The following is a 22,410-nucleotide window of genomic DNA, read 5'->3' on the forward strand; positions in this document are numbered from 1 at the left end:
GGGGGGGGGGGGGGGGGGGGGGGCCCCCCCCCCCCCCCCCCCACGACCCGGGTCAGCTCGCGTCCGATGTGGACGGGATCTTCTCGATCGCCCGCCGCACCAGGGTGAGCAGCGTTTCCTTGGCGCGCTCCCGCTCCCGCGCGTCGCACATCACGACCGGGACCTCCGGCGGGATCGTCAGCGCCTCGCGCAGCTCCTCCGGCTCGTAGTGGTAGGCGTCGTCGAAGACGTTGACGGCCACCACGAACGGGATGTCGCGCCGCTCGAAGAAGTCGATCGAGGCGAACCCGTCCTCCAGCTTGCGGGTGTCCACCAGCACCACCGCACCGGCCGCGCCCAGCGCCAAGTCGTTCCACAGCGGCCAGAACCGGTCCTGGCCGGGCGCGCCGAACAGGTACAGCACGATCTGCTCGGAGATCGTGATGCGCCCGAAGTCCAGCGCGACCGTCGTGGTCGTCTTGCGCTCGACGCCGGTGACGTCGTCGACGCCTTCGCTGACGACGGTCATCTCCTCCTCGGTGGTCAGCGGCGGAATCTCGCTGACCGCACCGACGAGCGTCGTCTTGCCCGCCCCGAAACCGCCTGCGATCACCAGCTTGACCGGGATCGGGGCCGAGCCTCCCCGGTCCGGGACGGAACCGCCTGCGGCGGAAGGTCTTTCGACCAGGCTAGAGTCTGGAAAGCCCACGGTACACCTGCTCCAAGATATCTCGGCTGACTTCTGTACGAGGCGAGCGCACGAAGACGGCGCCGTGGTCGAGCAGGTCACCGCACAGGACCCGGACCACTCCGACCGGCTGCCCCAGCTGCACGGCCAGTTCCGCCAGCGACACCGGGCGCGCGCAGGCGTCCAGGATCCAGCGGTGCTCGGGGGTGAGCTCCAGTCTCGGGGTCTCCGGCCGCGGCTCGACGGTCAGCACCTGGCTGGCCGTGTCGAGCCGGGTGGTCCTGGTCGGTGTGCGACCGCGCGTGATCGTGTACGGGCGGACGATCGGGCCCGCCTCATCGTCATACCACGCCTCGTCCACGGTCAGGCCCTTTCCGCCACCGCGCCGCGCACGTCCCGGGGAGCGGCCGACAGGAAGCTGCCGACGCGGGTGATCAGCCTGCCCATCTCGTAGGCCACCAGCTCGATGTCGGCGTCGGACGCGCACAGCACGGCCAGGCACGCGCCGCTGCCCGCGGCGGAGACGAACAGGAAGCCGCGCTCCATCTCGACGTGCGTCTGCGCCACCTGGCCGCGACCGAAGTCCTTGCTGACGCCCTTGCCGATGCTGCGCATGCTCGACGCCGCTGCCGCCAGCTTGTCGGCCGAGTCCCGGTCCAGGTCGTCCGACTTGGCGACGACCAGCCCGTCGTTGGACAGCACGACTGCGTGGTCGGCACCGTGCACGCCCTGCACGAAGCCGTCCAGCAGCCAACTCAGTTTCGACGCGGTCTCGGTCATGCCCACCTCACACTTCTCGTTGTCTGGTCTGCTCACCCGCGGTCGCCCGGCGCATCGCCGAAGCCACCGCGGAACGCCCGCCGGAACCCGGCCAGCTTGCTGGGCGTGGCGACGACGCCCTGCTCGTCCTGGTCCGGGTCGTCCCGCAAGCCGTCCGCCAGGCTCTGCTGGGGGACGCGCTTGGGCAACGGCGGGCGCGCGTTCTTCGGCTCGTCCTGCTCGTCTCCCTCGGGGCCGGGCTCGACTGCTGGGGCCGGGTCCGATTCCGGCCACTCGTAGGTGGTTTCGGCCGGGACCGACGCCGCCGGAGCGGACTGCTCGGCCACCGCCCCGTTCCAGCTCAGCTCGCGCGGTTTCGGCACCACCGGGAGCTGTGGGACGCTCCCCCCGCCGCCGAGCGGTCCGCTGCCGTTGCTCGTGGTCAGGTCGGTGTCGGTGTCCAGGAGGCGGTTCGGCAGCAGCACCGTGGCCCGGGTGCCGCCGTAGGCCGAGACGCCGAACTCCACGGCGATGTCGCGGCGGTGCGCCAGCCGAGCGGCGGTGAACAGGCCCAGCTGCTCGGCCTTGTTGCTCTCCAGCACCAGCCGGTCGAACTCCGGTGGCGCCGACATCATCTGGTTGGCGCGCTCCCGGGTCTCCTCGTTCATGCCCAGGCCCTGGTCGGCGATGTCGATCGCGATGCCGCGCGCGACCTCCTTGGCGTCCACCTGCACCTGGGTGTTCGGCGGGGAGAACGCGGTGGCGTTGTCGATCAGCTCGGAGATCAGGTGGATGGTGTCGCCGACGGCGGCACCGTTGACCATCACCTTCGGCACGTGGCCGACGACCACCCGCGAGTACTGGTCGATCTCGGAGATCGACGAGCGCAGCACGTCCATCAGCGCGACCGGCCTGCTCCACCGGCGGCCCGGCTGCTGGTCACCGAGCACCAGCAGGTTCTCCACCGTGCGCCGGGCGCGGGTGGTGGAGTTGTCCAGCTCGAACAGCTTGGCCAGCTGCATCGAGCTCTCCTCGTTCTTCTCCAGCTGGTCGATGGTGCCGTGCATCTGCCGCAGCAACCGCTGGATGCGGTGCGCCATGCCGACGAACACCACCCGCGCGCCCTGCCGCGCCCGGGTCTCGCCGACCGCGGCGTCCATCGCCTGCCGCTGGAACAGCTGGAGGGCTTGCGCCACCTGACCGACCTCGTCGGTGCCGTAGTTGTCCAGCGCGGCCATCTCGGTCTTCACGTCGACCGCTTCGCCCTCGCGCAGCCGCCGCACCATCTCGGGCAGCTTGTTGGCCATCACCAGCGACTCGGTGCGCAGGCCCTGCAACCGGGTGAGCAGCGCTTCGTCGACCACCGACCGGTACACGCGGCGGGCGTAGACGAAGGACGCGAGCGCGACCACCAGCGCCGCGAGACTGCCCCACAGCACCGTCCACAGCGTGTCGGCGCCGAGTTCCACCGCGACAGCCGAGACCTGGTCGGTCTGCAGGGTCACCAGCGCGGAGAGCTCGTCGCCGACCTCGCTGGAGATCCGGCGCCACTCCTCCAGCCCGACCGGCAGCGCGTCGCCGTCCATGCCGGGGCTGCCGATGAGCCGGTCCTCCGCCGCGACCAGCTGCTGCCAGGCCGGGCTGCCCAGCAGCTTCTCGTACCGGGCGCGCACGTCGGGTCGCATGCTGGAGACGTTCTGCTCCAGCGTGCTGTGGTAGGCGTCGATGTAGCGGGTGAGCACCCGGTGCTGCTCGGTGGTCAGCCGTCCGGTGTCGAGCACGGTGCCGACCAGCGAGGTCTCGCGGGAGAACATGTCCGAGGCGCGGAGCAGGTCGGTCGCGGCGATCGCGCCCTGCCGGGTGTCCGGGTCGAGGGTCAGCTGCGCCTGCACGTCGGCCACCCGCGTGGCGGTGTCGAAGAGGGTGTCGTAGAAGTCGACGACCTCGCCGCTGGAGCTCTGCCCGGAGACCACCTTGGCGCGGATGCCCTCCATCCGCTCCAGGTTGTCGACCAGCTCGTTCATCGCGCGCTGGATCTCCACCGGCGCCGAGTCGATCAGCCCGCTCGCGATCCGGTTCATCTCGGCGACGGCGCGGTCCGTCCGGCGCTGCTGGTCGAGCAGTTGCGCCGGGTCCTGCCCGGGCCGGGCGACGGCGTCGAGGGTGAGCAGGCGTTCCTTCTTGACCTCCTCCAGCGCGGACATCGCGGGCAGCGACATCTGCCGGACGCTGGTGGCGACCGCCTGGGTGTAGATGGCCTCGAACGCGAACAGGGCGCAGCCGACCGCCCAGAGGACGAAGACGACGATCCACGGGATCACGACCGACCACGTCAACCGCGACCGGATCGAGTTCTGCCCGGCCCGGCGTCTTCTCGGCTTTTCAGGAGGAGCCAACGACTCGTTCTGGGTTGTCACTTCCATGCACTCTCAATGGTTCTGGCCCGTGCGGAAACCGTCCACGCCGAAATGCAGCGCGCGGCCGCGGACGGCCGACGCGCTGCCGACAGGCGCTGCTCGATCAGCGTGCTGCTCCGGCTCCTCTCCGACCGACCGCGGTGTCCGCACATCCGCTCGTTCGGCGCGCTCGCTGTTCCCCCGATGCAAACGCACTGTATCGAACTAAGATCAACCGATCGTGAGCGAACTGCCCTTTGCGGTGAGTTGTGCTGCACAGCTCACCCTTTGAGCGCACCAGTCCAGCGACTTACCGCCGGACGGACCAATTTCCGATCATCCGATCGGCTCCACATCGGAGAATCCGGCGCCCGCGTTGAGCACCGTGTTGTCCCGGTAGACCTCGTTGCGCTGGTCCCCGCAGCGCTCGTCGTGCGGCAGCTGGAAGCCGTAGCCGGCCGCCTGCACATCGGCGTGGTTGTCGTGGAACACGTTGCGGCAGCCCCAGCCGTCGACCCGCTGGATCACCTTGAAGCCGTGCTCGAAGGACTTCACCCCGCGGTTGCCGGAGATCTGGTAGCCGTTGCCCTTGGCGCTGACCCAGCTCTCCGCGGAGTTCTGGCCGGTCATGCCCTGCCCGTCGAAGGAGTTGCGCAGCACCTCGCCGTCGACGGTGCCCTCCTTGATGTCCACGTGCTCGGCGCGGACGTCCGGGCCGAGGCGGTTGTCCAGCGCCTTGTTGCGGTCGCTGCGGTCCGGCTGGCCGGGGGTGTCGCCGTATTTGTCCCAGTTGCTCTCCGCCGAGCCGAAGTAGAGGCCCTCGCCGTACTGCGGCTGCTCGGTGCCGGTGTTGTGCACGTGTGAGTTCTGGATCACGTTGTCGGAGCTGGTGGCCCGGAAGTGCACGCCCTCGTCGCCGGTCTCGCGCACCTCCACCCCGTCGATGACGTTGTTGCTGGAGCGGTCCAGCACGATGCCCTTGGCCGACTTCTCCACGGTGAAGCCCTGCAGCCGCCAGTGGTTCGCGCCGTTGAGGTGCAGGCCGTAGCCGCAGTAGGTGACGTCGCGGCCGTCGGGGACGTTGGGGTCGCAGCCCTGCTGCGTGTTGGACAGCACCGCGTCGGCGGGCCCGGTCAGCGTGATCGGCGCCGTCTCCGTTCCGCTGAGCGTGGTGAAGAAGGTGCCGTCGTAGCTGCCGGGGGCGAGTTCGACGGTGTCCCCGGGCTGGGCCTGCGCCAAGGCCTGGACGAGTTCCTCCGCGTTGGTCACCGGGATCACCGCGCGCTCGGCGGCGACCGCCGTCGCCGTCGCGGTCAGCGCGAGCCCGGCGGTCAGCACCGCGATCCGCCGCAGTCTGCTGGTCGACATCGTTCCTCCTCGCAGAAACCGTTCGACGGGCCGGCGGCGGAACGCCCGCGGACCGGGAGTCCGGTCGCAGATCACCTTGTCGGATCGGGGAAAAATCGTCAACGAGCTGGAAAGGATTCCCGCGAGCGGCGGGTTGACCGACCGGCCGTCGCTGGTGTGTGCTTGGGACGCGCCGGTGAATTCCCGGCGTGGACCGCTCCGCCGCCCGGTCGACATCGAAGCACCACTCGATGCGAGGTGGACGACGTGCGGAAACGACGACTGACCGGGCTGACCGGAATCGCCGTGGCAGCGCTGCTGGCGCTGCCGGCGGCCTCGGGCGGGGCCTCCCCCGCGGCCGAGCCGTGGAGCGGCGGTTTCGCCGACTTCCCGAGCGATTCCTGGAAGCAGCAGTGGGGTTTCGTCGCCGAGGGCGACTGGGGATTCGACCGGATGACCCCGCAGGGCGAGGAGCTCGACGTCTTCTACGGCAAGGGGTCCTCGGCACCGTCGTGCGGTGACTGCCCGAGCGAGGGCGGCGGCCAGTTCTACACCGACTTCCGCTCGATCGGCCGCGACGACCTGGCCGAGGCGCCGGTGCTGCACCTGAGCTACCAGGTCCGCTTCCCCGCCGACTGGGACTTCGGGCAGCGCGGCGGGAAGCTGCCGGGCCTCTACGGCGGCCCGCCCGGGCAGGCCAGCGGCGGACAGCACGGCGACGCGTGGTCGACCCGCTACATGTGGCGGATCCGCAGCGACGAGCCGAAGGCCACGGTGTACGTCTACGACCCGTCGATGGGCGACGGCTACGGCGAGGACGTCGGGCTGGGCTCGTGGCTCTGGCAGGCCGACGACCAGTGGCACACCGTCGAGCAGGCGGTGGACCGCACCAGCGGCACCATCACGATCTGGTACGACGGGCAGGAAGTCCTCAACGAGCAGGGCATCCGCGAGATCGCCGACATCCCGTTCTCGGGCATCTTCTTCTCCACCTTCTTCGGCGGTCACGACACCTCCTGGGGCCCGAGCAAGGACGTGAACGCCCAGTTCCGCGACTTCCGGGTCGCCGAATCCAGAACGCGCTGAGCACCGCGGGTGCGCAGACCGGCTGAGACCGGTCTGCGCACTCGCGACCACAGCGGAACCGGCCCCGCTTCACGACCCTCAGCTCAGTGCCGAGCGTCGACGATTTCGTTTGAAATTGGCGGCCTCCCCACCGCACGCTCCGTCGACAACGCTGCCAATTTCATACGAAATCGCTGCCCCCGCAACGCAACCACCTACCGCTTCGCACCCAAACCCGGCCCCGCACCCAACCGGCCCCATTCCCCGCGCAACCCCGCCCCGGTAACACCACTGACCATCAGGTGCCGCGCTCGCCACCAAGAAGACCCCGGGCTTCCGGGGATGGACCGCGTTTTCGCGCGACATCATCGACCGGCCGGTCCGCACGCCTGCTTCTGAACGATTGCGGAGCCGGAGGCCCGTTCCCGCCGCCAAGTGTTCCCGAGCCTCCGGCCCACCACCACCGACCTGGCTGAGGTCGGCGAGTTCAGCTGTGCGCTTCCTCGACAGCGCGGCGCAGGTGCGGCCAGCGCGCGGGTCCGACCAGGCCGAGGTGGTAGAGGTGCAGTTCGTCCGCACCGGCGGCGCGGAGTTCTCGCACGTACTGCGCCACGTCAGGCGCTTCCGGGCCGACCACCGTCACGTAGGCCCCGATGTCAGCCGAGGTCACAGCGCTGGCAACAGCCACCTCGGCCGGCCCCGAGGGCTGCCAGCACGGAACGACGACTCCGTCCACCTCCCCGGCCGCCGCGGGCGTGAGTCCCGGCAGCGCTCCCGTCGCCCACGGGTCCGCGCTGGCGTGCAGGAGCACTCGCCGCTGCGGGCCGATCTGCTTGCACACCTCCTGGCGCAGCCGGTCGGTCGCGCGTTGCCGGGTGTCCAGCAGCACGGCCCGCACGTCGGCGGGCAACCGGCTTTCAAGCGGCTCACCGCTGATCAGCCGCTGTGCTTCCGCCCGCAGCAGTTCGCGGGTCGCGCCCGGGTCGATCCCCTGCTCGGCCCAGCCTTCGGTGCACGCCGGGCAGCAGCACACCGACAGCACCCGCACCGCCTCGGGCGACCACACCGCGTCGGTCTTCTCGTGCTGGTGCTGGTGGACGGCGCCGAGCTGCCCGCACGCCTCCAGCACGACCGTCCGCACGTCCAGGTCGGCGAGCGCTTCCGCGGTCAGCCGGACGGCGAACTCGCACACCTCCTCGTGCGCCGGGCACAGCGCCCACGGGTAGTGCTCCCCGAAGCAGTTCTGCACGCTGAACTCCGGAAAGGCATTGCCCAGCAACGAGTTGTGCGTCAGCACGAGCCAGGCCGCGGCCGGGATGCCCGCACCGTTGAGCGAGCGGATCGCATCGCCCGCGCTGTCCGGTGAACCCGCCCAGTCGGCCGGTGCCGGGCGCAGCGCGCCCCACCCGGCGCGCACCGGCCGGTACAGCGCGGCGTGCCGGGCGAGGACGCTGGTCCCGCGCTTCGACCACGGCGTGGCGGCCCGCGCGCTGTGGTAGGCGATCGCGACGGCGATCTCGTCCACGCCGAGTTCCGCTGCGCGGCCGAGGAAGTCCGCGTCCACGTCCCACGGGTAGCTGTATCCGGTGACCTGCACGTCAGCTCCTGATCGCCGGTTCGCCGTCGAGCACTTCCAGCATCTCGTCGACCTCTTCGGTGCGCTCCGAGGCGATCAGCCCGAGTCCGATGTAGAGCGCCAGGGAGACCAGGATCGGGGTGGCGACGGTGGCGGTCTGGTCGGCGTCGAGGCCGTAGTAGAGCACGCCGTAGGTGAGCAGCCCGCCCGCCCAGGACACGATCGCCGCGCGGGCGCCGCAGCGGCGGAACCACGGCAGCATGCCCAGCAGCAGCGGCACCGAGATCGGCCCCATCAGCGCGGCCACCCAGGAGACCACGATGGACAGCACACCGCCGAGGTCCTGCGCCTGCGTGGCCACCACCATGCTCAGCACGATGAAGCTGAACGTCGCGATGCGCCCGGTGCGCAACCGCTGGTGCTCGGTGAAGCGGCGCGCCTTGCGCCACAGCACCGGCAGCATGTCGCGGGTGATCACCGCCGAGATCGCGTTGGCGTCGGAGGCCACCATCGCCATGGTGTGGGAGAACATCCCCGCCAGCACCAGCCCGATCATGCCGGGCGGCAGCAGCGCCTGGGTCATCGCCGCGTAGGACGTGGTCGGGTCGTCCAGGCCGGGCACGAACAGCGGCGCGGCGAACATCGGGAACATCAGCACCAGCGGCCAGACCAGGTACAGCGCCGAGGACAGCAGCGCGCCGCGGCGGGCCTCGCGGGAACCGGGAGCGGCCATGTAGCGCTGCGCCAGGTTCCACATCCCTCCGTTGTACTCCAGCGTCTTGACCAGCACGTACACCAGCAGGAACACGGTGGTGTAGTCACCGGTGACCGGCGAGGTGCGGCCGGCGGGCAGCCGGTCCCACATCGTCCACAGCCCGGAGATCCCGCCGAGCCCGTCCAGCACCGCCCAGATCATCACGACGCCCGCCGCCGCCTGGATGACGAACTGGCCGAAGTCGGTGAGCGCATCGGCCCACAGGCCACCGGCGGTGCAGTACAGCAGCGTGACCGTGCCGGTGATCACGATGCCCCACAGCAGCGGCACCCCGGCGAAGGAGTTCAGCAGGACGGCCACCGCGAACCACTTCGACGCCACGTCGAAGACCTTCAGCGAGGAACCGCTCCAGGCCAGCACCTGCTGCGCCGGGACGTTGTAGCGGCGGGCCAGGAACTCCAGCGGCGAGGCCACGCCGAACCTGGTGCGCAGCCGGTTCCACCTGGCGGCGAACAGCCAGGCGCCGATCGCCACGCCGATGCCGATGCTGGCGAATCCCCAGAAGTACACCGTGACGCCGTCGGTGTAGGCGACACCGGCGTAGGCCACGAACATCACCGCGCTGTAGCCGGACATGTGGTGGGAGATCCCGGCCAGCCACCACGGCATCCGGCCGCCCGCGATGAAGAAGTCCGCGTCGGTCTTGACCCTGCGGTGCGACCACCAGCCGATGAGCACCATCAGCCCGAAGTAACCGCACACCATTGCCCAGTCGAGAGCGTGCACCGGCCCGACTCCTTCGTCGTTCACATACTTGAACGATAGACTGGTTAGCGAATAAGTTCGTTCATTGGAATTCTGCCGGGAAACGCTAGTATGACCCACATCACGTGTCAACCGAAGGGAGCGGCAAGGTGGCGCAACGCATCCTGATCACCGGTGCGGCGGGCGGTATCGGCACGCTGCTGCGGCCACGACTGCGCCGGCCGGACCGGGTCCTCCGCCTGCTGGACATCGCCCCGCTCCCACCGCCGGAACCGCAGGAGGCGGTGGAGCTGGTGCACGGCTCGCTGACCGATCCGGACGTGATGACCGCTGCCTGCCGGGACGTCGACGCGGTGCTGCACCTGGGCGGGCACAGCCGCGAGAACAGCTGGCGCGAAACGCTTTCGGTGAACATCGACGGCACGCACACCGTGCTGGAGGCCGCCCGCGCGGCCGGCGTCGGACGCGTCGTGCTCGCCTCCAGCAACCACGCCGCCGGCTTCCGCGAGGTGGCCGACGCCGGCCCCGGCGGACTGCCCGCCGATTCGCCGCCCCGGCCGGACACCTACTACGGCGTGAGCAAAGCGGCGATCGAGGCCCTGGGCAGCCTGTACCACTCGCGCTTCGGCATGGACGTCGTCTGCGTCCGCATCGGCTCCTGCTTCGAGCGCCCGGCCGACGTGCGCGCGCTGTCGCTGTGGATGTCGCCGGACGACGGAGCGCGGCTGTTCGAAGCCTGCCTGACCCACCCGGCACCCGGTTACCGGGTCGTCTGGGGCGTTTCGGCCAACACCCGCCAGGTCTGCTCGCCGGACGAGGCCGCGGAACTGGGCTACCGGCCGGAGGACGACGCGGAGCGGTTCGCCGACGGACTCCCGCCGGGCGAACAGCACCGCTACCTCGGCGGCTCCTTCACCACCACCCCGCTCGGCATCCCGAACTGACAGCCAGGATGAACAACGTTCATGTATGCGAACGGAGTACCGGGCCGACTAGGATCGTGAACGCAGTGGTGCAGCGATGGAGGAGGACGTGGACATGGCCCGACCGGCAGCCGCTGGCAGCGCATCCGAAGCGGCCGGGGTGAAGTCCGCGCGGCGCGCGATCGACCTGGTCGAGGCCTTCGCCGCGCACGCCTCCTGGCTGTCGCTGTCCGACCTGCACGCCAAGACCGGGTTCCCGCGCTCCAGCCTGCACGGCCTGCTGCGCACGCTGCTGGACGCGGGCTGGCTGGAAGCCGATTCCAGCAACACCCGCTACCGGCTGGGCGCGCGCGCCCTGATCTGCGGCACCGCCTACCTCGACCGCGACCCGGCGATCCGCTTCGCCACCGAGGCGCTGGAGGAGCTGCGCGAGCAGACCGGGTTCACCACGCACTACGCGCGGCTGGTCGGCAGCCAGGTGGTCTACCTGGAAACCCGCGAGTCGCAGCGGTCCACGTACCTGACCTCCAAGATCGGCCGCACGCTGCCCGCGCACGCCACGGCCCTGGGCAAGGCGCTGCTGGCGGAGCTGACCCGCGAGGAAGTCGCCGCGCTGCTGCCGAAACCGCTGTCGGCGCTGACCGAGAACACCCTGGTGTCGCTGGACCAGCTCCACGAAGCCTGCACCACCGCCCGCGAACGCGGCTACGCCGCCGAGGTGGAGGAGGGCACGCCCGGCATCCGCTGCGTGGCCGCGGTCGTCCCCTACCGCATCCCCGGCACCGACGCGATCAGCTGCTCGATGCCGATCGACCAGACCACCGACGCGAAGGCCCGCAAGACCGGCGAGCTGCTGACCAAGGTCACCGCCGAACTGGCCCAGCGCCTGCGCCGCGAAGGAATCCGGTAACCCGCTTCCCGGTGAGTTCCGCACCTCCGGCCGGTCTGCACCGGCACCGGACCGGAAGGAGCAGCCATGGGATCGATGACGCGGGTGTACAGCGGTGTGCCGGTGACCGACCGGACCGCCGCCCTCGAGTGGTTCGCGGTGTTCTTCGGACGACCGGCCGACGAAGTGGTCGGTGACGAAGCGCTCTGGTCGATCAGCGACACCGCGTGGATCTTCGTCGCCGAGCACGACCGAGCGGGCCACGCGCTGATCACCATCGAGGTGACCGGGCTGGACGACGTCCTGGCGCGGCTCGCCGCCCACGGCATCGGCCACGAGCCGGTGGAGACCTACGACAACGGCGTGCGGCACGTCGTCGTCCTCGATCCGGACGGCAACAGCCTCTCGCTCGCCGAGGCTCCACCGGGCTGATGCGACGTCCGGACGCCATGGCCGATTACCGCCAGCACTGACGCCGACTCGCGACGAACATTGGATTCATCCGATCACGGCGAACATTTGAGGAAGAGATGAACACGGCGCGTTTCGAGTCCAAAGTGGTCCTGGTCACCGGAGCTACCTCCGGCATCGGCGAGGCCACGAGCCGGCGGCTGGCCGCAGAAGGTGCGGCGGTGGTCCTGGGCGCCCGCAGCAAGGACGTCGGTGAGCAACTGGCGGCCGACATCCGCGCGACGGGTGGCCGGGCGCTGTTCGTGCCCACCGACGTGACGGTGGAATCCGAGGTCGCGGCGCTGGTGGGCGCAGCGGTGGACGAGTTCGGCCGGCTCGACGGCGCGTTCAACAACGCGGGTGCGGTGAGCGCTTTCGGCGCGGTGCAGGACATCACCGCGGAGAGCTGGCAGGCCGAGATCGAGCTCAACCTGAGCAGTGTCTACTTCGGAATGAAGTACCAGGTCCCGGCGATGCTCGCCTCCGGCGGCGGGGCGATCGTCAACAACGCCTCGAACCTGGGCGTGGTGGGCATGGGCAGCGTTTCGCCTTACGTGGCGGCGAAGCACGGCGTGGCCGGCCTGACGAAGGCCGTCGCGCTCGAGAACGCCGCGCAGGGCATCCGCGTCAACGCCATCGCCTCGGGTGCGGTGGACACCCCGGCGTTCCGCAGCAGCATGGGCGCGACGCCGGAGGGCGAGGCGCAGATCGCCGCGCTGCACCCGATGGGCCGGATCTCCAAGCCCGAGGAGACCGCCGCGTTCACGGCGTTCCTGCTCAGCGACGAGGCCAGCTTCATCACCGGCGCCAACCTGTCGATCGACGGCGGTTTCACCGCGCAGTGATCCAGAAGCACCGGGCGCGGATCTCCCAGCCCTTCGGGAGATCCGCGCCCGGTCCCGTTCACTCCGGCTTGACCGCGCGGTGCTTGGCGGAGCGCCGCAGCTGCAGGATCCGCGCCGTGCCGACGAGCGCGACCAGCAGCGCACCGGCCAGCACGGAGAAGAGCATCGCCACGCCCAGCGGCAGCGTGCCCGCGGTCCACAGGAACCGCACGGTCACGGTGTCGAAGTTCTGCAGGATGAAGACGAGCACGAACACGAGCACGACCGCGGCGATGACGACCGAAACCCAGATGCCACCGGTCCGCGTCCGCTCCAACTGCTCGGCGCGCTCCGCCTCGTCCCCGTGCCGCCCACTACCGGCCCCGTTCACCCCGTTCTCACCCATGCGCCCATCATCAACACCAACCCGCCGCAACCCGCTCCCCCGCGCCGACCCATCACCCGATCCAGTGAAGACAAACGCGGTGAAGGGCACCCTTCGCCAAGTTAGCGGGCGAAAGGTGCCCTTCACTCCGACCTCATCCGGGTGGCGCAGTGCGCCCGCCGCTCGACGGAGGCGAGGTGAAGGGCACCTTTTAGCAACTAACTTGCCTAAAGGTGCCCTTCACCGGGGTCGCCACTCGTTCGGGGAGCAGGTGAAGGGCACCTTTCGCCCGCACAGTTGGTGAAAGGTGCCCTTCGCCTCTCGCTCAGAGGGTGGTGAGGGTGGTGGCGTTGGTGGCGAGGAGGTCGAAGGGATCGAGCGCGGTGGTGTCGATTTCGACCACGTGCCAGGGGACTTCGCGGGCGGCGCGGAGGACGGCGGGGATGTCGACGCGGCCGGTGCCGATCGGGGTTTGCGGTGCTCCTGGCTCCGCCGGGCCGTCCTTGAGGTGGACCGCGGTCACCCGGTTCCCGAGGGTTGCCAGCACCGCCGCGGGGTCGGCGCCCGCCGCGACCGCCCAGTAGACGTCCAGCTCGGCGAGCAGGGATGCGCTCGTGCGCTGCCAGAAGCGGTCGTAGCCGGTGGTGCCGTCGGGCAGCCGGGCCCATTCGAACCAGTGGTTGTGGTAGCCGAGGCGCAGGGTCGTCGATTCGGCGGCCGCGCCGAGCGCGTCGGCGAAGGCGTCGAGCTGGGCCGGGTCGGCGAAGGTCTCCTCGCCGAAGCCCGGAACCAGGCGCGGGCGCGGGATGAACGCCGTGTCCGCGCCCAGGATCGCGCACTCCTCTTCGAGTTCCGCGATCTCTCCTGGCATCCCGGCGTGCACCGCCGAGACCACCAGGCCCGCCGCGTCCAGGTCGGCGCGCAGCGACCGGGCCGCGGCCAGGCGTTCGGCCGGTGTCCGGTCCGGGGAGCCGAGGCCGAACGGCTCGACGTGGCCGAAGCCGATCCCGGCCAGCTCGGCCAGGGTTGCGGGCCGGTCGGCGGCGAGTTGGTCGCGAACGCTGTACAGCTGCACGGAGAGCACCACGACCTCCGCCTCAGCCGACGATCAGCGGGCGCAGGGTCCGGTGCGCGATGTCCAGCCCGTGCGTGATGCGCTCGTCGTCGCCACCCCACACCGGGTCTTCGTGCTCCACCGACAGCGTCCCGGTGAACCCGTGCTCGTAGAGCCGGTCCACCACGCGCCGCCAGTCGACCTCGCCCAGACCCGGCACGCGGTAGCGCCACCAGCCCATGTCCCACGGGTCGCCGCCCTTGTCGGCCTTGCCGAAGAAGCCGTACCGGTTGCGCGCCACCGGATCCAGCTCCACGTCCTTGGCCTGGGCGTGCACGATGCGGTCGGCGTAGGGCGCGATCGTCTCCACCGGGTCGATGCCGATCCAGGTCAGGTGCGAGGGATCCCAGTTCAGGTACAGGCCCAGGCCGAACATCCACTCCCACAGCTCCGGCGAGTACGCCAGGTTGCCGGGGTAGCCGTCCGGGTGCCAGCCCTCCATCACGCAGTTCTCCACGATGATCTTCACATCGCGCTCGCCCGCGTAGTCCACCAGCTCCGGGAAGATCCGCTCCGCCTCGGCGAGGTTGTCGGCCACCGGCTTGGTCCAGTCGCGGCCCACGAAGGTCCCGACGTGGGGCACGCCCAGCGCCTGCGCGGCGTCGATCGCGTGCCGCAGGTGCGTGCGGATCTCCTCGCGCCGCACCGGATCCGGGTGCAGGTTGTTCTCGTAGTAGGCGAACGCCGACAGCGTCAGGCCGTGCTGGTCGAACAGCGCCAGGGTCTCCTCGACCTGGCGCGGGCCGAAGTCGGCGACCGGCAGGTGCGCGGCCTCGAAGTCGCGGCCGCCGGTGCCGGGCCAGACCGCCACCTCCAGCGCCTCGTAACCGGCCTGCTTCGCCCAGCCGGCGATCCGGTCCAGCGGCCACTTCGGGAGGCACGCGGTGAGCATTCCGAGCTGCATCATCACACCTTCGTCCAGGAACCGTTGCGGGCGGAGCGGAGGACGGCGTCGACCAGCCGCGCCGAGCGCAGACCGTCCTCGAAAGTGGGCAGCCCCTCCGGGCTGCCGCCGTCGATCGCGGCGTAGGTGTCCGCGACGAACGCCTCGAAGCACTGGGCGTAGCCCTGCGCGTGCCCGGCGGGCAGCGTCGACAGCCGCCGCTGCTCGGGCGATCCGCGTTCGGGGTCGCGAACCAGGATGCGGTTGCCGTCGGTGCCGCCGAGCCAGATCCGCTCCGGCTCCTCCTGGTCGAACACCGCGCTGCCCCGCGCCCCGTCGAGCTCGAACCACAACCGGTTCTTCCGCCCGGCCGCGACCTGCGAGATCGTCGCCGAGCCCAGCACGCCCGATGCGGTGCGCAGCAGCAGCGCCGCGGAGTCCTCGGTGCGCACCTCGACCCGGTCGCCGGAGCTCTCGGCGGGACCGGCGAAGGTGGGCCCGGCCGCGGCCGGGCGCGTCGGGATCGCGATGCTCAGCGCCGCGAGCAGATCGGTGAAGGTCTCCCCCGACACCCACTGCACCAGGTCGCACCAGTGCGAGCCGATGTCGGCGAACGCCCGCGACGCACCGCCCAGCTCCGGGTCGACGCGCCAGCTGGAGGCGTCCGGGGAGAGCATCCAGTCCTGCAGGTAGCTGCCGTGCAGCAGGTTCCAGGCGCCGAACTCGCCCGCCTGGCGCCGCGCCCGGATCTCCCGCACCACGGGGTGGTAGCGGTAGACGAACGGAACCGTGGCGATCCGGTCGCTCGCGGCGGCCGCGGCGGCCATGCGCTCGGCCTCGGCGAGCGAGATCCCCAGCGGCTTCTCGCAGATCACGTGCTTGCCCGCGCTCAGCGCGGCTTCGGCGAACGGCGCGTGGGTGGCGTTGGGCGTGCAGATGTGCACGACGTCGACGCGGTCGTCGGCCAGCACGTCGGCGAGCTCGGCGTAGGCCGACGCGCCCCAGCGCTCGGCCACTTCGCCCGACCGCGCCGGTGTGGACGCCAGCACGCCGACCACGTCGGCTCCGGCGAGCAGCGCCGCGCGGCGGTGCACTTCGCCGATCATCCCGGCGCCCAAGATGGCCGCGCCGCGCCCGGAAGGTCCAGGGCTCACGGAGAGCCTCCTTCATCGGATCAGTTGACTTCTGCGGGTGTCTCACGCCCGAATTACGTCGAGGTCAAAACTAGATCTCCATCTTTAAGCCGACAAGAGCTACTATTTATTTTCTTTTCAGTCATAAATCAGCGGTATTTCGGGCAGGAGCAGCGACGATGGGATGGGAACCGGTCCGCTTGGCGGTGCCGAGGACGTCCGGACGAGCCGACGACAACCTGGTGCACAGCAGCCTCGCGCGGCTGATCGCCTCGGGCGCGGCCGAGAGCAGGGTCGACCTGGTGCGCGCCACCGGCCTCTCGCGGTCCACAGTGCACAGTCATCTGGACGCGCTGATCACGGCCGGGGTCGTCGTCGAACGCGGCCCGGTCGGCAGCGGCGGCCGGGGCCGGCCGGCGCACCGGCTGGCGATCGCCCCGCGCGCCGGAGTCGTGCTCGCCGCCGACGTCGGCGTGCACAGCACCCGGCTCGCGGTGGCCGACCTCGGCCAGGACCTGCTCGCCGAGGGCGAGGTGGAGCTGGAGATCTCGGTCGGCCCGGAGCGTTCGCTGGACGTGCTCACCGACCACCTCCGCAAGCTGCTGGCCGACGCCGGGATGCCGCTGGGGAAGGCGAAAGCCCTGGTGATGGGGCTGCCCGGCCCGGTGGATCCGCGGATGGGCATGCCGGTGCGACCGCCGATCATGCCCGGCTGGGACGGCTTCCCGGTCGGCGACGCGATGGCCACCCGGTTCGCCTGCACCGCGGCGGTGGACAACGACGTCAACCTGATGGCGCTCGGCGAGGCCCGCGCGCTGCCTGCCGAAGAAGCGCCGCTGCTGTTCCTCAAGGTCGGCACCGGCATAGGTGGCGGCATCGTCTCGGCGAGCGGCGAGCTGCACCGCGGCTCGGACGGCGCGGCAGGCGACATCGGGCACATCCGGGTGCCGGGCGCCGACGACGTGGTCTGCCAGTGCGGCAACGTCGGCTGCGTCGAGGCCGTCGCCTCCGTCGACGCCGTGCTGCGCGCGCTGCGCACCGAGCACGGCGGGCCGCGCAGCGTGGAAGACCTGGCCCGGCTGCTGCGCGACGGCGACGCCACGGCGGTGCGGCAGGTCCGCACGGCAGCGGCGACCATCGGTGAGGTCGTGGCCATGCTGGTGCACTTCTACAACCCCAAGCGGATCGTCCTGGGTGGACTCATCACCGCGGCCGGCGACGACCTGCTCGCCGGGATCCGCAGCGTCGTCTACCGCCGCGCACTGCCGCTGGCGACCAGGAACCTGTCGCTGGCCAACAGCACGCTCGGCCGCTCCGCCGGGCTGGCCGGCGCGGTGGTGGCCGGCATCGAGAACGTGCTCTCCGCCGACGGGATCCGCGGCCTGCTGCGGGAAAGACCTTGACACGAGGCGTTCCCGCGACTAACCATTTCAACGTCTCACGCCGCAGTGCCCCGGGAACCACCACCGACGGACCCTGCGAAGCGGAGAGACCATGAAGCTGAGACGCACGCCAGCGTGGGCGGCTCTCACCACCGTTGCAGCGATCACCCTCACCGGCTGCATCAGCGCCCCGGCCACCGCGCCGGTCGGCGAGCACGCACCCCAGACCCCCGTGCTGGACCCCGCGGCCGCCGACGGCGCCACCGGCGAGGTGACGATCTGCGGCGTCCGGGACACCGGGATGTACTCGAAGCTCACCGAGTCCTTCAACGCCAGGAGCACCGGGGTCACCGCGCACTACCTGGAGATCGGGCAGGACACCGACTCGACCCGCACGCAGGCGATCCAGCGCCTCGAAGGCGGTTCCCCCGGCTGCGACATCTACCTGATGGACGTGACCTGGGTCAGCGAGTGGGCCACCCAGGGCTGGATCCAGGACCACAGCAGGCTGGTCGAGGCGCACCGCGCCGACCTCATACCGTCCACTCTGGACACCGCGCGCTACGACGGGCGGTTCTGGGCGGTGCCGTTCCACACCAACGCGGGCCTGCTGTTCTACCGCCAGGACCGGGTGCCACCACCGACCACCTGGTCGCAGGTCTACGCCGGCGCCGCCGCCGACCCGCAGCGCAAGGTGGAGATGCAGGCCAAGCGCTACGAGGGCCTGACGGTGAACTTCCTGGAGATGCTCTACTCCGCAGGCGGATCGGTGATCGACGAGCGCGGCACCGTCACCATCGACTCGCCGCAGACCCGCGCCGTGCTCCGCCAGCTGACCGAAGGGCTGGAGTCCGGCGCCGTCGACCGGGCGAGCCTGACCTACGACGAGGACGCCGGGCGGCGGGCCTACGAATCCGGCCGCGCCGGGTACCTGCGGCAGTGGCCGAGCGCGCTGAGCCTCATCGAGCAGACCGGGGCCGGACCGAACACCGCGGTGGCCGCGCTGCCCGCCTTCGACGAGCACAGCCGGCCCGCGGCGGTGCTCGGCGGCTGGAACCTCGCCGTCGCGGCCAAGGCCGACAACCCCGCGGGGGCGGTCGCCGTCATCGACCACGCCACCAGCGCCGAGTTCCAGAAGACCATGGTGCTGGAGCACTCCCAGGCCCCGGTGCACGCCGCGACCTACGACGACCCGCAGGTGATCGCCGAGCTGCCGTTCATCCCGCAGCTCAAGGAATCGGTGCTCAGCGCGAAGCCGCGCCCGAAGTCGCCGGTGTACGCACAGCTCTCCCGCGCCATCTACCGGAACGTCTACCAGGTGATCTCCGGGCAGACCGACGTGGAATCGGGCGTGCGGAAGATGGCCGAGGACATCCGGACCGCCCAGGAGACCTTCTGATGACCACGACGACCCCGACCCGGCAGCGCCGCCGGGTCGACCAGCAGCAGCGGCGCACCGCGGTGTGGATGGTCTCGCCCGCGCTGGTGGTGATGTTCCTGGTGGCCGCGGTGCCGATCGGCTACGCGGTGTGGCTGTCGCTGAACGTCTACAGCGTCCGGCAGGCCGACCTGTCCCAGTTCGTCGGGCTGACCAACTACTGGCACGCGCTGACCTCGCCGGAATGGTGGGCGGCGGTGCGCCAGACGTTCCTCTTCGCGGTCGTGTCGGTGTTCCTGGAGATCGTGCTCGGCGTCGCGATGGCCCTGCTGCTGAACCTGGCCTTCCGCGGGCGGGGCCTGCTGCGCTCCACGCTGCTGGTCCCCTACGCCGTGCTGACGGTGGTCTCGGCGATCACCTGGCAGGCGATGTTCGAGTCCAACCTCGGCCTGGTGACCGGTGTGCTGCGCGCTCTCGGCCTGCCCGGCGGCGAGCACGTGTGGCTGGCCGAACCCGGCTACGCGATGACCGTGATCATCGTCGCCGACGTGTGGAAGACGGCGCCGTTCGTGGCGCTGCTCGTGCTGGCCGGGTTGCAGGTCATCCCGCCCGACGTCTACGAGGCGGCCGATCTGGACGGGGCGAGCCGCTGGCAGACCTTCTGGCGGGTCACGCTGCCGCTGCTGCGCCCGGCGATCGCGCTGGCCGCGATCTTCCGGCTGCTGGACGCGCTGCGCATCTTCGACCTGCCGTTCGTGCTGACCAAGGGCGCCAGCGGCACCGAGACCATGTCCATGCTCGCCTACCAGGAACTGCGCGAAGGACGGCTGATCGGGCCCGGCTCGGCGCTGTCGATCCTGACCTTCGCCACGGTGATGGTGGTGTCCCTGGTCTACATCCGCTTCGCGGGCGGCAACATCCGCGACGTCGCGAAGGAGCGCTGATGGCGACCGTCCTCGTCCCCGTCCAGACCGCCGCACCGGCTCGTCCCCGGGACCGCCACCGGCCCCGGCCGCTGACGCTGGTGTTCGCCGTGCTGGTGATGCTGGCCTCGCTGGTGCCGTTCTACTGGCTGATCAACACCTCGCTGAAGACCGGCGCCGAGCTCTCCTCGGGCAGCCTGTTCCCCACCGCTCCGTCGCTGCAGAACTACCTCGAAGTGCTGCAGGACGGGAAGTTCCTCGCCGCGCTGGGCAACTCGGTGATCGTCGGCGTGGTCACCACCTCGCTGGCACTGCTGCTGGCGTCGTTCGCCGCCTACGCGCTGGCGCGGCTCGCGCTGCCCCGCAAGGGCCTGATCCTCGCGGCGGTGCTGTCGGTGACCACGTTCCCGGTCATCGCGATCGCGGCGCCGATGTTCAAGATCTGGAGCGACCTGGGCATCTACGACACGCTGCCCGGGCTGATCATCCCGAAGCTCACATTCGCGCTGCCGATGGCGATCTTCGTGCTCACCTCGTTCTTCCGCGAAATCCCCTTCGAACTGGAGGAATCCGCGCTGATCGACGGCGCCACCCCGTTCCAGGCCTTCCGCAAGGTGATCCTGCCGCTGGCGGTGCCCGGCATCGCCACCACCGCGATCCTGGTGTTCATCTCGGTGTGGAACGAGTTCCTGCTCGCCGTCACCCTGACCTCCACACCGACCTCCCGCACGGTGCCGGTGGCGATCGCGTTCTTCGCCGGCACCAACGAGTTCGACCAACCCATCGGCACCATCAGCGCGGCCTCGGTGATCGTCACCCTCCCTCTGCTCCTGCTGGTGCTGCTGTTCCAGAAGCGCATCGTCGCCGGTCTGACGGCCGGGGCGATCAAGGGCTGAGCGCGCGGTTCTCCGTTCGAGAACCCGCAGCGGCCGCTCCAACCACGAACTCGCAAAGCAGAACCTCCCGAAAGGAGACCCCATCCATGAGTCCGATCCGGGTCGGCGTAGTCGGCATCGGGTGGGCGGGCCAGCAGCACCTGGCCGCCTACCAGGACATCCCCGACGTGGAGATCGTCGCGATCGCGGGCAAGGAACCGGAACTGCTGCGCTCGCTCGGCGAGCAGCACGGCGCGACGATGCTGTTCGAGAGCTGGGAGAAGCTGCTGGAGGTGCCCGACCTCGACGCGGTCAGCATCGCGGTGCCGACGTTCCTGCACGCACCGATCGCCATCGCCGCGCTCAAGCGCGGACTGCACGTGCTCAGCGAGAAGCCGCTCGCCCGCAACGGGGTCGAGGGCCAGCAGATGGTCGACGCGGCCCGCTCCGCGGGCAAGGTGCTGGACGTGGTGTTCAACCACCGGCTGCGCGGTGACATCCAGACGCTGGGCGAGATCATCCGCAGCGGCGAGCTGGGCCGGCCGTACTACGCGAAGGCGTCGTGGCTGCGCCGCCGCGGCATCCCGATGCTGGGCAGCTGGTTCACCAACCAGGAGATGTCCGGTGGCGGCCCGCTGGCCGACATCGGCGTGCACGTGCTCGACTACGCGCTGTTCCTGCTGGGTGAGCCGCGCGTGGAGTCGGTCAACGCGGTCACCTACGCCGAACTCGGCCACCGCGGGATCGGCGGCATGAAGTGGGAAACGGCCGACGCGAACGTCTCGGCCTACGAGGTCGAGGACTTCGCCGCGGCGTTCATCCGCCTGGAAGGCGGTGCGACGCTGGTGCTGGAGACCTCCTGGGCGGCGTTCCGCAGCCCGGACGACCTGATCGACTTCAGCGTCCTGGGCACCGACGGCGGCGCGGAGCTCAAAGCCGTGGGGGCGACGAAGGCAGCGGTCGGCGACGTGCACGTGTACCGCGACGCGGACGGCGAGATCGCCGACTACCGGCCCACGGCCGAACCGGGCCGCGCCCACGCCGGGGTGGTGCAGAACTTCGTCGAGGTCCTCCGCGACCCGGCCCGGTGGTCCGCCAACGACGGTTCCCTCGCCCTGAAGCGGGCGAAGGTCATCGACGCCTGCTACCAGTCCGCCGCCGAGAACAAGGAGATCGTGGTCGAGTGAGCAAGCTCCGCATCACCGTCTGGAACGAAGGCGTGCACGAGTCCACTCAGGACCCGGCCGGGATGGACGAGTACTACCCCGACGGCATCCACGGCGCGATCGCCTCCGGCATCCGCGAGCAGCTCCCGGACGCCACCGTGCGCACCGCGCTGCTCAGCGATCCCCAGCACGGACTGCCGGAAGAGGTCCTGGCCGGCACCGACGTCCTGCTGTGGTGGGGCCACAAGGCGCACGGCCAGGTCGACGACGCGGTCGTGGACCGGGTCCAGCGGCACGTGCTCGGCGGCATGGGCCTGCTGGCCCTGCACTCCGGGCACTTCTCCAAGATCTTCACCCGCCTGCTGGGCACCACCTGCTCGCTGAGCTGGCGCAACGCGGCCGAGCGCGAGGTGGTGTGGACGGTGAACCCGACGCACCCGATCGCCGACGGGATCCCGAACCCGCTGGTGATCCCGGAGCAGGAGACCTACGGCGAGTTCTTCGACATCCCGGCCCCGGACGAGCTGATCTTCATCAGCTCCTTCACCGGCGGCGAGGTGTTCCGCTCCGGGGTGACCTTCAACCGCGGCAAGGGCCGGATCTTCTACTTCAGTCCCGGAGACGAGCGCTACCCGGTCTACAACCAGCCGGAGATCAGGAGGGTCCTGGCCAACGGGATCACCTGGGCGGCCCGGCCCGACGTCGACCGCACCATCCCCGAGGTCTCCAACCCAGCCCGGAACTGGTACCTCGAGAGCTGAACCACCACAGGGCGCCGTTCGCCGACGTGGTCGG

22 protein-coding genes are annotated in these 22,410 nt (G+C 70.5%); 11 read left to right on the forward strand and 11 right to left on the reverse strand.

Going from position 1 to position 22,410, the window contains the following annotated elements:
- Positions 1-52 precede the first annotated feature (52 nt).
- The 5 genes from OU416_RS39840 to OU416_RS39860 all read right to left on the reverse strand — a co-directional run bounded on the left by OU416_RS39840 (position 53) and on the right by OU416_RS39860 (position 5,190).
- On the reverse strand, positions 53-592 hold the full coding sequence (locus OU416_RS39840) for a GTP-binding protein (RefSeq protein WP_333779686.1): 540 nt from the start codon (positions 590-592) through the stop codon (positions 53-55).
- Between the two features lie 76 nt (positions 593-668).
- Complete coding sequence (locus OU416_RS39845; protein ID WP_270932288.1) at positions 669-1,028, reverse strand: DUF742 domain-containing protein; 360 nt, start codon at positions 1,026-1,028, stop codon at positions 669-671.
- A 2-nt stretch (positions 1,029-1,030) separates the two neighbouring features.
- Positions 1,031-1,447, reverse strand: coding sequence for a roadblock/LC7 domain-containing protein (locus OU416_RS39850; RefSeq protein WP_270932289.1), 417 nt, complete (start codon positions 1,445-1,447; stop codon positions 1,031-1,033).
- Between the two features lie 32 nt (positions 1,448-1,479).
- On the reverse strand, positions 1,480-3,747 hold the full coding sequence (locus OU416_RS39855; protein ID WP_270932290.1) for a sensor histidine kinase: 2,268 nt from the start codon (positions 3,745-3,747) through the stop codon (positions 1,480-1,482).
- A 411-nt stretch (positions 3,748-4,158) separates the two neighbouring features.
- Positions 4,159-5,190 (reverse strand): right-handed parallel beta-helix repeat-containing protein, encoded by a 1,032-nt coding sequence (locus OU416_RS39860; RefSeq protein WP_270932291.1) that lies wholly within the window; start codon positions 5,188-5,190, stop codon positions 4,159-4,161.
- 246 nt (positions 5,191-5,436) lie between these two features.
- On the opposite strand from OU416_RS39860, the gene OU416_RS39865 reads away from it, so the two are divergent.
- The gene (locus OU416_RS39865) at positions 5,437-6,255 is read left to right on the forward strand and encodes a polysaccharide lyase (protein ID WP_270932292.1); all 819 of its coding nucleotides are present in this window, start codon (positions 5,437-5,439) and stop codon (positions 6,253-6,255) included.
- Positions 6,256-6,721: 466 nt separating this feature from the next.
- On the opposite strand, the gene OU416_RS39870 is transcribed toward OU416_RS39865, so the two are convergent.
- Both OU416_RS39870 and OU416_RS39875 read right to left on the reverse strand, forming a co-directional pair.
- Positions 6,722-7,831, reverse strand: coding sequence for a hypothetical protein (locus OU416_RS39870; RefSeq protein WP_270932293.1), 1,110 nt, complete (start codon positions 7,829-7,831; stop codon positions 6,722-6,724).
- Position 7,832: 1 nt separating this feature from the next.
- The gene (locus tag OU416_RS39875; RefSeq protein WP_333779687.1) at positions 7,833-9,311 is read right to left on the reverse strand and encodes a sodium:solute symporter family protein; all 1,479 of its coding nucleotides are present in this window, start codon (positions 9,309-9,311) and stop codon (positions 7,833-7,835) included.
- 128 nt (positions 9,312-9,439) lie between these two features.
- Here OU416_RS39875 and OU416_RS39880 point away from each other — a divergent pair, with 128 nt between their 5' ends.
- From OU416_RS39880 to OU416_RS39895, 4 genes are all read left to right on the forward strand, one after another.
- Positions 9,440-10,234, forward strand: a complete 795-nt coding sequence (locus OU416_RS39880) for an NAD-dependent epimerase/dehydratase family protein (protein ID WP_270932295.1) — start codon at positions 9,440-9,442, stop codon at positions 10,232-10,234.
- Between the two features lie 76 nt (positions 10,235-10,310).
- Entirely contained in the window at positions 10,311-11,123 is an 813-nt protein-coding gene (locus tag OU416_RS39885) for an IclR family transcriptional regulator (RefSeq protein WP_270932296.1), read from the forward strand.
- 66 nt (positions 11,124-11,189) lie between these two features.
- Positions 11,190-11,534 (forward strand): VOC family protein, encoded by a 345-nt coding sequence (locus OU416_RS39890; RefSeq protein WP_270932297.1) that lies wholly within the window; start codon positions 11,190-11,192, stop codon positions 11,532-11,534.
- Positions 11,535-11,632: 98 nt separating this feature from the next.
- Entirely contained in the window at positions 11,633-12,397 is a 765-nt protein-coding gene (locus OU416_RS39895; protein WP_270932298.1) for an SDR family NAD(P)-dependent oxidoreductase, read from the forward strand.
- A 58-nt stretch (positions 12,398-12,455) separates the two neighbouring features.
- On the opposite strand, the gene OU416_RS39900 is transcribed toward OU416_RS39895, so the two are convergent.
- The 4 genes from OU416_RS39900 to OU416_RS39915 all read right to left on the reverse strand — a co-directional run bounded on the left by OU416_RS39900 (position 12,456) and on the right by OU416_RS39915 (position 15,912).
- Positions 12,456-12,782, reverse strand: a complete 327-nt coding sequence (locus OU416_RS39900) for a LapA family protein (protein ID WP_270932299.1) — start codon at positions 12,780-12,782, stop codon at positions 12,456-12,458.
- A gap of 304 nt (positions 12,783-13,086) precedes the next feature.
- Positions 13,087-13,845 carry a sugar phosphate isomerase/epimerase family protein gene (locus OU416_RS39905; protein WP_270932300.1) on the reverse strand — a complete coding sequence of 253 codons (759 nt, stop codon included), beginning with the start codon at positions 13,843-13,845 and terminating at the stop codon, positions 13,087-13,089.
- Between the two features lie 13 nt (positions 13,846-13,858).
- On the reverse strand, positions 13,859-14,782 hold the full coding sequence (locus OU416_RS39910; protein ID WP_270932301.1) for a sugar phosphate isomerase/epimerase family protein: 924 nt from the start codon (positions 14,780-14,782) through the stop codon (positions 13,859-13,861).
- Positions 14,782-15,912, reverse strand: a complete 1,131-nt coding sequence (locus tag OU416_RS39915; RefSeq protein WP_270932302.1) for a Gfo/Idh/MocA family protein — start codon at positions 15,910-15,912, stop codon at positions 14,782-14,784. The genes OU416_RS39910 and OU416_RS39915 overlap by 1 nt, the downstream gene beginning before the upstream one ends.
- A gap of 158 nt (positions 15,913-16,070) precedes the next feature.
- On the opposite strand from OU416_RS39915, the gene OU416_RS39920 reads away from it, so the two are divergent.
- The 6 genes from OU416_RS39920 (at position 16,071) to OU416_RS39945 (ending at position 22,376) form a co-directional block, all read left to right on the forward strand.
- Complete coding sequence (locus tag OU416_RS39920) at positions 16,071-17,294, forward strand: ROK family transcriptional regulator (protein WP_270932303.1); 1,224 nt, start codon at positions 16,071-16,073, stop codon at positions 17,292-17,294.
- Between the two features lie 91 nt (positions 17,295-17,385).
- Positions 17,386-18,672 (forward strand): ABC transporter substrate-binding protein, encoded by a 1,287-nt coding sequence (locus OU416_RS39925; RefSeq protein WP_270932304.1) that lies wholly within the window; start codon positions 17,386-17,388, stop codon positions 18,670-18,672.
- Complete coding sequence (locus OU416_RS39930) at positions 18,672-19,595, forward strand: carbohydrate ABC transporter permease (protein ID WP_270932305.1); 924 nt, start codon at positions 18,672-18,674, stop codon at positions 19,593-19,595. The genes OU416_RS39925 and OU416_RS39930 overlap by 1 nt, the downstream gene beginning before the upstream one ends.
- 98 nt (positions 19,596-19,693) lie before the next feature.
- Positions 19,694-20,470 carry a carbohydrate ABC transporter permease gene (locus OU416_RS39935; RefSeq protein WP_372907118.1) on the forward strand — a complete coding sequence of 259 codons (777 nt, stop codon included), beginning with the start codon at positions 19,694-19,696 and terminating at the stop codon, positions 20,468-20,470.
- A gap of 86 nt (positions 20,471-20,556) precedes the next feature.
- Positions 20,557-21,636 (forward strand): Gfo/Idh/MocA family protein, encoded by a 1,080-nt coding sequence (locus tag OU416_RS39940; protein ID WP_270932306.1) that lies wholly within the window; start codon positions 20,557-20,559, stop codon positions 21,634-21,636.
- On the forward strand, positions 21,633-22,376 hold the full coding sequence (locus tag OU416_RS39945) for a ThuA domain-containing protein (RefSeq protein WP_270932307.1): 744 nt from the start codon (positions 21,633-21,635) through the stop codon (positions 22,374-22,376). Before OU416_RS39940 ends, OU416_RS39945 begins: the two co-directional genes overlap by 4 nt.
- The last annotated feature ends 34 nt before the right edge of the window (positions 22,377-22,410 follow it).

Source organism: Saccharopolyspora indica, from assembly GCF_027853965.1.
GTDB classification, from domain to species: Bacteria; Actinomycetota; Actinomycetes; order Mycobacteriales; family Pseudonocardiaceae; genus Saccharopolyspora; species Saccharopolyspora indica.